Here is a 13,319-nt window from a genome sequence, read left to right on the forward strand (position 1 = left end):
TGTTAGTGCTTTTGCATCAAGTATCTTACCCAGAAAAAGTCACTCCCTCCAGTATTAATCATAAGGTCTATTTTACCGTGACTAACACAACAGAAGAATAGGCACTTAGAATGAAAATCGGGAAGGATACCCTTTAAAACCACAAAAGTACCGGTTAATAAGATCTATTAAGTTGTATTTATATCCCAAAAAATATATATTCTTTATAAAAATAGGGACTGTACTTTTTCATATCAAAACAACTCATAATTGAATGTTCCTTATGCACCCAAGCGTCAATAATAATTGAAGACCGAGCATATATTACTAGAACAATAAAAACCCGAACTAGCGCTGTTCCCACGCTCATCCGGGTTCCTTCTTGACTATGACAATTGTTCGCCGTTCGTTCCGATCACTTTTTGGTACCAGTTAAATGAATCTTTTTTGAGACGTTTCATTGAGCCGTTTCCTTCGTTATCACGATCAACGTAGATCATTCCGTAGCGTTTTTTCATTTCGCCCGTTGTGAATGAAACGATGTCAATGATGCCCCAAGGTGTGTAGCCAATGAGGTCCACACCGTCATATTCGATTGCCTTTTTCAGTGCTTCAATATGGGAAGCTAAATATTGAATACGTTCTGGATCATGGATAGATCCGTCCTCTTCCACAGTATCAATCGCACCAAAACCATTTTCCACGATAAATAACGGGATTTGGTAACGGTCGTAAAAGCGATTCAATGTGTATCTTAATCCAGTTGGGTCAATGGACCAACCCCAATCACTGGATTTGATATAAGGATTTTCTACACCATGCGGCAATCCGCCATTCACAATGTCACCACTATTGTCGGCGACTGCATCACTTTTGACGGTTGTCGACATGTAGTAGCTAAAGCCAAGGTAATCAACCTTTCCTTTCAATAGACTTTCTTCATCGCCTTCTTCGATAGGAATATGGTAGCCTTCACGTTCAAATTCTTTTAATGCATAGCTCGGGTAGTAGCCTCGCACTTGAACATCTGGGAAGAAATAACGTTGTCTCATATATTCCTCAGCTAGCATGACGTCATCTGGATTTGATGAATAAGGATAGATCGGCACATGGGAAACCATCGCTCCAATTTTAAAGTCAGGGTTGATTTCTTTTCCTTTTGCCACTGCCCATGCACTCGCAAGCAATTCATGGTGACCTGTTTGGTACATAATTTCTTTGGCATTTTCGCCTTCTTTGACCGATACTCCTGAATTTGTCCATAAGAATATTGGGTTGTTTACATCCATTTTGTTATTGATTTCATTGAATGTCATCCAATATGTGACCTTATTTTTGTAGCGATTGAAACACACTTCCGCGAACTTGGCGAAATACTCAGCGACCTTTCTGCTTCTAAACCCGCCATATTCTCTTGCCAAATGAAGTGGCATTTCAAAGTGAGATAGCGTAATGACAGGCTCAATGCCATGCTTTAGTAACTCATCAAATACATCATCATAGAACTGTAAGCCAGCTTCATTCGGTTCTGCTTCATCCCCTTTAGGGAAAATACGGCTCCATCCAATAGATGTACGTAAACATTTCAAGCCCATTTCTGCAAACATCGCAATATCTTCTTTATAGCGATGATAGAAGTCAATTGCTTCATGGTTCGGGTAAAATTGATCCTCTTCTATTGTCTCAGTGATTTGTCTAGGTACTCCGTGAGCACCGGCTGTCATTACATCTACAACACTCGGTCCTTTTCCTGCTTGATTCCATCCGCCTTCAAATTGATGTGCAGCTAACGCGCCGCCCCATAGAAAATCTTTTGGTAATGTCATGTTTTATTCCTCCTATTTCACTACTGTCATGATGACGTCATTCGGCTGACATGCTGTCAGTTCTTCAATCATCACATCTTCGTAAGCTTGTGTATTGGTGATGATGACAGGTGTGATTGTTTTCAATCCTTTGCTTTCAATGGCTTGTTGATCAAATGTCATCATCAAGTCACCCTTTTGCACCTTGTCGCCTTCTTTCACATTGAGTGTGAATGCTGTTCCATCTAGAGAAACCGTATCAATTCCTACATGAATGAGTAACTCTACACCAAACTCTGAACGTAATCCAATGGCATGCTTTGTTGGTGCGAGCATGACCACACTGCCGTCAAATGGTGCATATACCTTATTGTCTGTTGGCTCAATCGCAATTCCTTTGCCCATTGCTCCAGAGCTAAACACATCATCTGGCACTTCAGAAAGTGACATGATCTTTCCTGCAAATGGTGCAGTAACTGTTTCTTCATTGTTCATTGTGGCAATCGTTTCTAGCTTCTCTTCTTTCGCAGGTGTTTGATCTGTTGTTTTCTCTACAGTATCTTCTCCATAACCAAACAACTGAATAAGCACAACTGGCAAGATGAGGGCAATCGCCACACCAATTAGGATCCCAATAATTGACGTTGGATAATCTGCATTAATGCCGTTCACAATCGTAAGCGGACCCGGTAAGCCTGCATATGCAAAGTAATATGGCGTAAAGAAACTAGCGACAATGGCACCGACTGCGCCAGAAATACATCCAAAAATAAATGGCTTTTTGAAACGTAGCGTGACCCCATAAATCGCAGGTTCCGTGATACCAAAGAAACCAGTGATTCCTGCAGAAACCCCGACTTTACGTGTTTCACGACTTCGCGCTTTTATAATGACACCTAAGACAGCACCGACTTGAGCGATAACCGCAATGGTTTGATACGCCTGGAACGAATCCCGTCCATACTGTTCAAAGTTAGCAAGCACCATCGGCGTAATGCCCCAGTGAACACCGAAGATAACAAGAACTTGCCATAGTCCGCCAATAATCGCACCTGCTAATGCCGGTACGTTTTCAGCTAAGAAATTGTATCCGTTTGCAATACCATTTGCACCCGCTGTAGAAAGTGGACCAATGATAAGAATCGTTAATGGGACCATGACCACCATACAAATGAATGGTACAAATAAAGGCTTGACCACCTCATGAATTCTCTTGTTTAAAAACTTCTCGACATATGAAAGAATCCAAACCAAGAAAAGGGGTGGCAATACAGATGACGTATAAACTGTTTCAGATAAAGCAATTCCTAAAAAAGTAACGCCCTCTCCTGATGCTACGCGTCCAGCAATTTCTGTCCAGGTTGGACTGACAAGTGCTGCAGTACACGCAACTGCGATATACATATTTGTCTTAAAATGCTTGGATGCCGTAATCGCAATGAAAATTGGTAAAAACGTAAACGGGGCCCACGAAATGAAACTAAAGACCTCATACGTACCCGTTTTCGAAAAATTCGGAAATAATAAATTAATTAAGATCAATGTCCCTTGTAAAATACCAGCTGCAGCTAATATATACACAAACGGTGCAAACACAGCTGACATGGTGGCAATGACTCGGTTCAATATAGTTCCCTTGTTTTCATTATTGGAGTCTTCATCAGATGATTGTAATTGAACGAGGCTTGCAAAATGTTCGTACACCTCACCGACATGCTGACCAATCACGACTTGAAACTGACCGCCGTTTTCCACCACGGTAATAACACCAGGCTGTGAATTGACGGCTTCCTTCGCCTTTGGATTCGAGCGTTTCAGTACCAAACGTAACCGTGTGGCACATCTTGCGGCACTGACTACGTTTTCTTCTCCACCAACCGCCTCTAAAATGTCTTCTGCAAGTTTTTGATAATCCCTTACTTTTGACATATAATCCCCCCTTATCCCTACTAGTATAAGTTCATTATAATTATACCGGTACAATTTATCAATACATATATAATTTTTCAATTGTATTGTCATAGAAATTTTTTTATGTGCTATAATACGAAGATAATCCATCGTGAAAATGAAGAGGAAATGGCTATGTTAAAGTATCAACAAATTGCAAGCGATATCGAAAAATATATTGTCACTCATGAGCTTCAACAAGGAGACAAACTCCCTGTACTTGAAACACTTATGAGTCAATTTGCTGTAAGCAAAAGTACAATTATCAAATCTTTAGACTTACTCGAAAGAAAGGGAATTGTCTATCAAGTGAGAGGGAGCGGCATCTTCGTTAGGAGACATCGACGCAAAGGCTACATCAGTCTTTTATCCAACCAAGGGTTTAAAAAAGACTTAGAGGAATTTCAGTTGACGTCTGAAGTCATCAAGTTAGAAACCATCAAGCCGCCAGAAGAAGCTGCGCTAAACTTGAACATCGAGCAAGATGATGATGTCTTCTACCTCAAACGCATTCGTTATATCAACGGACAAACGTTATGCTTAGAAGAATCCTATTATTGTAAAACTTTGATTCCCTATCTCAACACAGAAATTGCCGAAGAATCGGTCTTTAAATTTGTAAGTGAAGGGCTTGGTCTCAAAGTAGGCTTCTCTGACATGTACTTGCAAGTCGATAAACTGAATGACATTGAAGCGAAGCATCTAGGCCTCAACCCATACGATCCCGCCCTTCGCGTTGAAACCGTCTTCCATCTCACAAATGGACAACCCTTCGACTTCTCCAAAATTACCTATAACTACATGCAGTCTCAGTTTTTTATTCAAGCGAATAATTACTATGGGTGATGAATTGAAAACAGCCTTCTGATCAAATCAGAAGGCTGTTTTGGGTGCTAGGAAGAATATTATTTCTTTTCTATCGGTATACGTTCCTTCCGTCTTTCTTGCCTAGACATACCATCAATTGCAAATTGATCATAATAAACATCCATATCATTTTGTTTCCCAATTAGACCGACTGGATAACCATGATCTTTTTGTACTAAAGCTTCAAAGTTACGTGGATGGACCTCGATTTCAATTTCCACACCAATGAATGAATACTCAAAAGGCAGATATTGATAAAGCTCAATAAGACATTCTACCAATTGACGTTGAACAGTGAATACATCATTTGAAACGACCTCTTCCAAATCCAGATCCAATAAAAATCCAAAGTATCCTTCTTCTTGATGAATAGTGAATGTGACATGTTGAAGATGGAGGCATCTCGATAATTCGAATTCTGTAAAATAACCAAATAACCATTCATCCTTGATGACATTCTCTTTTATCATATGTTCAACCCAGTTGTCACCATCCACATCGAGACTGTACTTCACCTTTGTAAAGGTAACACCCTTTTTCTCTAGATACTGAGTAAAATCACGAAACACTTCTACTACATGACACTCATCGCCAAAGACGATGCCCACATTGATATATGCACCCACTATCTGTGATTCCTCCATTATCAAAAACGTTCATGCATCTCTTCATTCAGAAATCGACGACATCAAATTAAAAACTTGTTTTTTCTACTTCATTGCTCGTCATATAATCTTCATCATATGAGTAATCATCTTCAACACGACTAATGATCCATGATTTCTTATCTTCTATATATTCTAAAATAAGTTCAACTTCTGAAAATCCTTCTTCGCTTTCACTATCAAAGTATTCATACACTTGTCTTGTTTTATCATGAAATTCTACTGGGATATGTAGTAAATGTGAACCTCCACTCCCAAACTCATAGCTGGCTCTTGAAAAATCAATTCTTGTCCCCAGTGCCTTTCCCTCAAAGTAATTTTTTGAATCATAATCAGCAATCGTTTCTATATATTCCTTCTTTAATTGATCAGACACATTTTTTAATTTATTTGCATCCTTTGCATTTTGCGCTTCTATTCTCTGCTTAGCAAAATCATTAATCACTTGTTTCACATTATTTTTCATGGTCTTATTGTTAATTGGACTAGGTGTTAAATCATATCCATTCGTTGACCCGGAAAATCCTAAAAACGAGTCATCATCATTGTCTTCTTCAACTTTTACTTTGTATTCTTTACTTTTGGATTCTCCCCATGGAAATTCAGCCTTCCCTTGAAGTGAAATGCCGTCTTTCACAGGACCAAATGTAGTACCTTCCTCTATTTTCTCTCCAGTTCCTTTTCCATTCACCACGATTTCAGTATTAGGTACGGAAGATGATATATTCACATTCTCACCTGAAAAATTAAGTGTGACTGTTTCTTCAAAAGAAGTTCCATCAAAAAGCGTGAATTTTTCCTCATCACTTACTGTTGTATAGTCAAACTTCTTTTCTCCTTTTATTTCATACACACCTGGCCCGAAATACCCTAGAAACTTTGAGTTGCTTTTGTCTAAATTGATTTTTTCACCCTTAAATTCGATCTCGGCTCCCTTCGTAGCTTCGACCTCTACCTTATAAGCTCTGGCTTTCAGTGTATATGTATCTCTTCCAAATAGCCCTTTTTCTTTATCTATAAAAAACGGCCCCATGGACATAATGGCTTCACCAAAAAAATTCTCAGCAATCGTCGTTTCAATACTTTTCTCACCATCTGGAACATAATAGTTTGCTTGAACCTCTAATAACTCTATTTGATTTTGGAATTCTTTATTTTCACTTTTTAGATAGTCAATGATGGCTTCGGCATCTTTTTTATCCCATGACATATCTTCTCTTTGAAGTTTGACTAATTTAACTAGCCCATTCGCATCGCCACTTTCCACTTTTTCTTTAAATTGCTTTGCTAAATCTGCAGGATGAGTGGATCGTCCGGCTATCAAGAAAATAATGATGAATAACACTGCTAGCGTACTACCTATCATAAATAACGTCTTTTTCTTCATTCCTCATGCTCCTGTTCCTATATTTATTATTTGATCATTATAACACCAAAGTTAAATAATAGGTTCATAACCATAAAATTCATAATCTATGATGAATAAGACTCATTCAAAAACAGCAAAAAACCTTAAAAGGCTTTCCCAATTAAGGTTTTCAATTCGTCATGATGTATTAATCCGAAGATGCAGAAAAAGTAGAAGAAGATGATGAAGCCTTATCCGCCTTCACACAATCAATCGCAACAACTAGCGCAATGACCACAGCCTCCATCTCCTCTTTTAATATAGAAACCTTGTATTTTGTTCACCTGACCGATCAATTCGCCATTCTGTAAGACGTCAAAGTCCATATCCCACCAATTTCCTTGTACCTCTATGCCAGCCGCATCAATCGAATATCGTGCTCTAAAGAAAGAGAACTCTTTCTGAATACATAGCACCTCTTGACCATTGATCTGAACGAGAAATTTCGGGAGAAAACTAAACATCTTTTTCGAAATCACAGCCACTTCATTTCTTTCTGTATCTAGGATGGTGAACGTCTTTGGTATTTGCAGAAACTTTCCCTCTACATAATAAACATCCCGCTCCTGTGCATCCTTTACGGTAAACTTGTCACTTAGGCTGAATATCTTTTGTTTGATAAAAAGTTGTTTCATAGATGCCTCCATTGAGTGAAAGAATAAAATTTTACAAGTGAATGATTTAAAAAATAAGAGTTGCTTCAAAATGATTGATTGAACAACTGGCATTTTAGCTAAAATCTAATTGATATCGAACCGCTAGATAGATGCCTGATGCAAGAGTTGCAAGAGAATACTTAAATAAAAAGAAGATTTGCCACATATACTCTTTTGGAAAAACAATGTCACACAATATGATGCCAAATAACATATAGAGGCAACATTTTAAAGCAATCTGGTTTGTTCTCTCATCAGCTTTTCCCATTCGTTTAAGAAATACGACGGTCAACGTCAATCCGACCAAAAGCAATACAAATCCGATACCAATTAGCATATTCCAATTAGCCGCTGATGCTTCTACCCACGTTTTTAAAGGATAAAAGATGGTATTTACTAGATCCCCCTTATGATTCATCTTCTCCACTCCCTTCGACATATGTAAAAATATCGTTAACATCAACTTTGAAGAAATTTGCAATACGAAAAGCTAATAGTAAGGTAGGTACATAATTTCCTTTTTCCATTACGAAAATGGTTTGTTTAGACACACCGACCTTCTGAGCAAGCTCCTGCTGAGACAGTCTGGCAAGCACCCGATATTCATACACCTTGTTTGATATCGAATCCCCAAAATTGCCTTTCATCACCATCACCTCTTAACATCACCATAAACTAATATTTTACAAAAGTAAAGTAAACTTATACAAAATAATGAAATACTTTATGAAATGGTAATCTGCCGTAAAAATAAAAAGTCTCGTTTGAGGAAATCAAACGAGACTCTTTTACTTCTTAGGGAAAACGGTGGTGAAGGTCGTTCCTTCTATTTGATTACTTTCTACCTCAATAGAAGCGTTGTGATACGATAATACTTCTTGAACGATGGCTAATCCTAAGCCCATTCCCTCTTTGTTACGAGCCTTATCGACTCGATAAAATCGTTCAAATATTTTTTCGATCGTTTTTTCTTCAATGCCTATGCCACTATCCTTAATCTTCACGACTGCCCTGTCGTCTTCTTCCACACATTGAATGCTAATTTCTCCATACTCTTTATTGTATTTTATGGCGTTGCCAATTAAGTTTTCCCATACATTGATTAATAACGTACGGTCAGCGTAAATCGTGACAGGCTGCAAATCAATCTTAATTTCAAGACCTTTTTCCTCTATTCGCCATAGCATGGAGTGGACCACTTGATGGAGCTGTTCGTCTATTCTGACTAACTGTTTATTGATCGGGTATGTTCCTTGATCAATTGAGGTCAGAATGAGTAATTGTTTGGTTAAGTTTGATAATCGTTTCGCCTCGGTTTGGATAATCTTGTTGTATTTTTTCCCTTCAGTTGAAAGCTCATCATGAAGCAGTTCAGAATAGCCTCGTATATTTAAAAGTGGAGATTGAAAATCATGTGAGACATTATTGATAAACTTCTTCCTCGCTTTATCTGTATTGGCTAACCTTTGTTGCATCAATCGGAAACTATCGGCAAGCTGTCCGATTTCATCTTTCCGATTAATCATTAATGGATATTCGAAGTTATGATTGGCCATTTCTTGCGTTGCACTCGTCAATTCTGAAAGGGACTGGGTTAATTTGCGAGACATGAATAAGATCCCAATGATGCTATTCACAAAGACGGCAAATATAAAGCCAAAGATGATCAAATGAAACTCTGTAAAGAAACTCGTATTATTTGAACGTAAAAATAACGCCCAGTCCTCACCTTCAAGTGTTACTTTTGTTCCGACCGTATTTTCGATATCATTTGCAAAATGACTCATCATTAAAGATGAATTCTTGAAAGATTTGATCCCATTATACGATTTTTCCCCTTCAAACAAGGCGTACATGTCATCATTCAATTCATTCTTTTGAAAAGGTTCACCAATCACCATCTTGTCTCCATCGCTTTTCACTAGTGCGATTTGATAGCCTAAATCGCTCATTGTCTTGAGAAAATCTGATGATGCTTGTAACGTGATTTCGTGCTCTTCCATTTGTGTTGATAATTGTTCCGCAATGCCTAAATATCGTTCATTCATTTGTTCTTTAACAAAGACATTATATAAAAAATTAGAACAAATAAAACCAATGAAAATACTGATACAAATGATCACAAACGTATATAAAATAAAGCGTTGTAGTAATTTCATTCCTTTACCTCAAGTTGATAGCCGAACCCTCGTATTGTCACAATTTCAACATTCGCCTCTGCTCTTTTTAATCGTTCACGTATACGATTGATATGGGTATTTAATGTGAACTCTGGTTGTTCTAACGTATCTCCCCATATGTCATCAATTAAATCCCACCGGCTCACATTGCGATTTGGGCGCTGTAACAGGTAATTTAAAATTTCCAACTCACGCATGGGCCATATATATTGCTTATTGGCAATCGTTAATTCCCAGCTGTTCGTATCAATCTTCATATTTCCGACAACCGTTAACGCTTGTCTAGATTTGCGATAACGCCGCAAAATGGCTTTTACGCGATAGAGCAGCTCACTTGTTTCAAAAGGCTTGACGATATAATCATCAATACCTTGTTCAAACCCTTTTTGCTTATCTTCAATTTGTCCTTTTGCCGTTAACATGATCACAGGCACTTCATATTGTTTGGTGACAATGCTTGCCAATTGAAAACCATCCATTCCAGGCATCATCACATCGATGATGATTAAATCAAAATGCTGTTGTTGCAAAAAAGCAAGCGCTGCCTCAGCATTGCTTGCTTTTTTCACATCATATCCTGCCTGTTCTAAATGGATGGAAACTAATTGCAAAATGGCTTCATCGTCATCCACGACCAATAAATGCAATTATATTTCCTCCTTTTCCACCTTAGTTTTATCTTTTTCAAAGAATAATATAAGTGATGGTAATAACATTCCTCGAACTAAGAATGTATCAATGATAATCCCAATGGCCACGATAAAACCAAAAATGAACAAATCGGTAATAGGCATCGTCATTAATGCCGCAAATGTTGCTGCAAGAATAATACCTGCTGATGAGATCACCCCACCTGTATTCCGTAAAGCAACTTCTAATGCGGCCTTCACGTTGAGAGATTTACGTTCTTCTAAGAACCGGCTCACTAAGATGATATTATAGTCAATGCCTAATGCCACTAAAAAGATAAAGGCATATACGGGAGCACGCGTAGAAATAGCATCGTAACCAAATAGCACATCTACTAAGAAAATCCCTAACCCTAGCGCAGATACAAATGAAACTAAAATGGTCGCCATCATATAAAGTGGCATTTTAATGGAACGAGTCATCACCAGTAACAAGACAAAAATGAGTAATGTTTCTAGAAGCACAATTTTTTTGATATCTCCATTATTGACTTGTTGTTCATCCACTAATTTTGCCGTTGTCCCCGCAAAGGACAAATCGACTTCTTGATCATTTGATAAACGGTAAGTCGTTTGATCTGTACGGAAATCCTCCAAAAACTCAATCGCCTCGATACTATACGGATTCATCTTTAATGATACCGTGATTTTACCGTATTCCCCATTCTCTGTTAAGCCTGAAGGTCTCGCAGAACCGATCTCTTCATTTTCTGAGAAGGAGGAAGAGATCTCCTGTAAATGCTCCTGAGTTAAATCTTCTCCAGTCACAAGTACCGTTGTTTGTGCCAAATCGCCTTTATTAAATTTCTCCTCAACGATTTCAAATCCTACACGAGATGGCAAATCCTTAGGGAAGCTTTTTACTGAGTTAAATTCATAATTTAAGTTGAACACATTCGCCGCTGTCACGATTAAAAACAGCAATACTGCTACACCAACTACAACTGGTTTCCCAACAATAAATTTCGCCATTGGTCCCCAAATGCCATGCTTCACTTCATTGGTTACACCGTATTTCGGTACTTTTGGCCAGAATGCTTTACGCCCAAATAACGCAAATAGTGCCGGAATCAGTGTGACAGAGGCCAACATAATGATGACCATAGCTGTTCCGAAGATTGGGGCAAAGTTTTGATAATCCCGGAAGTCAGCTACGTATAAAATGATCATAGCAGCAAATACCGTACCACCTGCAAATAATACTGGTTTTGCCGTCGCACGCATAGCTACTCTCATCGCTTCAAATTGATTTTCATCATGATTTAACTCTTCACGATAACGGGAAAAGACAAATAACGAATAATCAATCACGGCCGCAAATAACAAAATACTCATAATAGAGGTCGTAGAGTTGTTGATTTCAAGTCCGCCCGCTCCAAGTAAAGCTACGACTTGATTGACAACTTGATAGACCACTACCGTTGCAAATAAAGGGATAATCGCTAATAATGGGGAACGGTAAATTCCAATTAATAAAACCAATATAATCGCGACTGTCGCAAACAATAGCTTTAAATCAGCTGATTCAAATAACTTGACTGTGTCACCAGCAATTCCCGCTGGTCCTGTAATATAAAAATCAGTATCTAACTCTTTCGCAATGTTTGTCCCTACTTTGGTCGTTTCATCATTAATCTCTGCATATTCAGCATTTCCTAATCCTGCTTTCAGATTCATTGGTACGATCATTGTCGTCTTATCTTCTGATAAAAAGGCTGATAATGCTTGTGGAGGCAATGCGGAAACATCGACAATCTCTTCAATTCCCTCAATCTTCGCCTCTTGAATGCCATCAATGATGGTATAAACATCATCTATCGGTAATTCCCCTTCTGGATGATGGAAAACATAAATCCCAGGTGTCCCTTTGTCATTTGGAAAATACTCATCTAACTGGTCTTGCGTCATCATGGATTGCGCTTCATCAGGCAATGATTGAAAATTTGTTACTTTATAATCCCCTAATGTTGGTCCAGCACTTATCCCTACCATGAAAACAAACCAAACGATAACCGTTAGCCAAGCTCCCTTTTTTGTTGCTATTTTATCAATGAATGATCTCATTGTTTCCCTCCTTTTCATGACCTTTTTGAGTATACATGTCATATATAAACTTTATATAAATTCATACACCTGAAAGAATCCCATAAAAAAAGACAGTGGAAACGAATCCCTGTCTTTTATCACCCTAATAACCATTTACAAATTGAGTAATGGTTTCCCGTTCATTTTCTGTTAAATCTCTTTGTACAGTTTTTTCATATTCCTTCTCAATTTTGTCCTGATCCCCACGGTAACGCTCCGTATATTCCGCAATCGTTCTCAGCTTGGCTACTTCTTGACGAAACTCTTCTTTCGTAATCGGCTTTTGATGGGAAGGAATGTATGTATCTGCATCAAATGATTCCAATTCTTCTAAGAGCCGTAATGTTTCCTTGATTGTGTAGTTCTCCTTTTCGGCATACATATTTGGATAAATACAGTCACCGAGAAAAAGGATCTTATCTTCTTTCATATACACAATGGCGGAATCTGATGAATGATCGCCTCCAACATACTGTACGAGACACGTAACCCCACCAAGGTCAATTTCCAATCGTTTGTCATACGTCACATCAGGCAAAACAACCTTGATCTCTCGATGATCCTTATATTCTTCCTTGATTGCCTTGGCGCAAAACTCAATTTCCGTCCCTTCCTGAACACGCTCATCAATCGCCTCATCCGACCACGAAAATGGGATCAGCTTCTCCATTTCATGTTTGGTTTTTGCAGAAGCAATCGAAAGCGATTCAGATAACGCTGGCAGACCAAAAATATGATCCCAATGCCAGTGCGTAAGCACAACCATATCAGGAGTGGCGTTTTGTAACGTTTCTTGGACAAAATACTTGGCATGATCTACCGAGTTTCCTGCATCAATCATTAATGTCTTATTACTCCCTACGACCATACCTAGAATAGGTCGGTCCGTAAGCGATACTGGCGTGATATACCAAAAACTCTGTCCTATTTTGTGAATTGAGTGCATCGCATGCAGCCTCCTTTCATTTCTTCATATTTTGAGTCGAAATGAAATTTTTTACTCTGGTAAATAGTCATTCTTGATGTATTTTACTA

11 protein-coding genes and 1 pseudogene are annotated in these 13,319 nt (G+C 38.4%); 1 reads left to right on the forward strand and 11 read right to left on the reverse strand.

The window, feature by feature from the left end:
• Nucleotides 1-365: 365 nt before the first annotated feature.
• Together bglA and AB1K80_RS13275 are read right to left on the reverse strand one after the other, a co-directional pair.
• The gene (gene bglA / locus AB1K80_RS13270; RefSeq protein ID WP_412857151.1) at nucleotides 366-1,805 is read right to left on the reverse strand and encodes a 6-phospho-beta-glucosidase BglA; all 1,440 of its coding nucleotides are present in this window, start codon (nucleotides 1,803-1,805) and stop codon (nucleotides 366-368) included.
• 12 nt (nucleotides 1,806-1,817) lie between these two features.
• A complete protein-coding gene (locus AB1K80_RS13275; RefSeq protein ID WP_412857153.1) occupies nucleotides 1,818-3,713 on the reverse strand; it encodes a beta-glucoside-specific PTS transporter subunit IIABC in 1,896 nt (631 codons plus the stop codon).
• A gap of 156 nt (nucleotides 3,714-3,869) precedes the next feature.
• Here AB1K80_RS13275 and AB1K80_RS13280 point away from each other — a divergent pair, with 156 nt between their 5' ends.
• Nucleotides 3,870-4,580 (forward strand): GntR family transcriptional regulator, encoded by a 711-nt coding sequence (locus tag AB1K80_RS13280; RefSeq protein WP_412857154.1) that lies wholly within the window; start codon nucleotides 3,870-3,872, stop codon nucleotides 4,578-4,580.
• Between the two features lie 59 nt (nucleotides 4,581-4,639).
• On the opposite strand, the gene AB1K80_RS13285 is transcribed toward AB1K80_RS13280, so the two are convergent.
• The 9 genes and pseudogenes from AB1K80_RS13285 to AB1K80_RS13325 form a co-directional block, all read right to left on the reverse strand.
• A complete protein-coding gene (locus tag AB1K80_RS13285; RefSeq protein WP_412857155.1) occupies nucleotides 4,640-5,227 on the reverse strand; it encodes an Imm64 family immunity protein in 588 nt (195 codons plus the stop codon).
• 67 nt (nucleotides 5,228-5,294) lie between these two features.
• Nucleotides 5,295-6,653, reverse strand: coding sequence for a TcaA 3rd/4th domain-containing protein (locus AB1K80_RS13290; protein WP_412857156.1), 1,359 nt, complete (start codon nucleotides 6,651-6,653; stop codon nucleotides 5,295-5,297).
• Between the two features lie 169 nt (nucleotides 6,654-6,822).
• Nucleotides 6,823-7,309: pseudogene (locus AB1K80_RS13295) on the reverse strand (LURP-one-related/scramblase family protein).
• Nucleotides 7,310-7,403: 94 nt separating this feature from the next.
• A complete protein-coding gene (locus AB1K80_RS13300; protein ID WP_412857158.1) occupies nucleotides 7,404-7,748 on the reverse strand; it encodes a DUF2178 domain-containing protein in 345 nt (114 codons plus the stop codon).
• Entirely contained in the window at nucleotides 7,738-7,977 is a 240-nt protein-coding gene (locus AB1K80_RS13305) for a helix-turn-helix transcriptional regulator (protein ID WP_412857159.1), read from the reverse strand. Before AB1K80_RS13305 ends, AB1K80_RS13300 begins: the two co-directional genes overlap by 11 nt.
• A gap of 141 nt (nucleotides 7,978-8,118) precedes the next feature.
• Entirely contained in the window at nucleotides 8,119-9,489 is a 1,371-nt protein-coding gene (locus AB1K80_RS13310; protein WP_412857160.1) for a sensor histidine kinase, read from the reverse strand.
• Nucleotides 9,486-10,157, reverse strand: a complete 672-nt coding sequence (locus tag AB1K80_RS13315; RefSeq protein WP_412857161.1) for a response regulator transcription factor — start codon at nucleotides 10,155-10,157, stop codon at nucleotides 9,486-9,488. The genes AB1K80_RS13310 and AB1K80_RS13315 overlap by 4 nt, the downstream gene beginning before the upstream one ends.
• Nucleotides 10,158-12,263, reverse strand: coding sequence for an MMPL family transporter (locus tag AB1K80_RS13320; protein WP_412857162.1), 2,106 nt, complete (start codon nucleotides 12,261-12,263; stop codon nucleotides 10,158-10,160).
• A gap of 124 nt (nucleotides 12,264-12,387) precedes the next feature.
• Nucleotides 12,388-13,230, reverse strand: a complete 843-nt coding sequence (locus AB1K80_RS13325; RefSeq protein WP_412857163.1) for an MBL fold metallo-hydrolase — start codon at nucleotides 13,228-13,230, stop codon at nucleotides 12,388-12,390.
• Between the last annotated feature and the right edge of the window lie 89 nt (nucleotides 13,231-13,319).

Origin of the sequence: Bacillus sp. 179-C3.3 HS (assembly GCF_047229225.1) — a bacterium.
Lineage (GTDB): Bacteria > Bacillota > Bacilli > Bacillales > Bacillaceae > Bacillus.

Bases quoted from the DNA above. Each gene is read 5' to 3' on its own strand.
- bglA (WP_412857151.1), bottom strand. From the start codon at position 1,805: ATGACATTACCAAAAGATTTTCTATGGGGCGGCGCGTTAGCTGCACAT.
- AB1K80_RS13275 (WP_412857153.1), bottom strand. From the start codon at position 3,713: ATGTCAAAAGTAAGGGATTATCAAAAACTTGCAGAAGACATTTTAGAG.
- AB1K80_RS13280 (WP_412857154.1), top strand. From the start codon at position 3,870: ATGTTAAAGTATCAACAAATTGCAAGCGATATCGAAAAATATATTGTC.
- AB1K80_RS13290 (WP_412857156.1), bottom strand. From the start codon at position 6,653: ATGAAGAAAAAGACGTTATTTATGATAGGTAGTACGCTAGCAGTGTTA.
- AB1K80_RS13300 (WP_412857158.1), bottom strand. From the start codon at position 7,748: ATGAATCATAAGGGGGATCTAGTAAATACCATCTTTTATCCTTTAAAA.
- AB1K80_RS13305 (WP_412857159.1), bottom strand. From the start codon at position 7,977: ATGAAAGGCAATTTTGGGGATTCGATATCAAACAAGGTGTATGAATAT.
- AB1K80_RS13310 (WP_412857160.1), bottom strand. From the start codon at position 9,489: ATGAAATTACTACAACGCTTTATTTTATATACGTTTGTGATCATTTGT.
- AB1K80_RS13320 (WP_412857162.1), bottom strand. From the start codon at position 12,263: ATGAGATCATTCATTGATAAAATAGCAACAAAAAAGGGAGCTTGGCTA.
- AB1K80_RS13325 (WP_412857163.1), bottom strand. From the start codon at position 13,230: ATGCACTCAATTCACAAAATAGGACAGAGTTTTTGGTATATCACGCCA.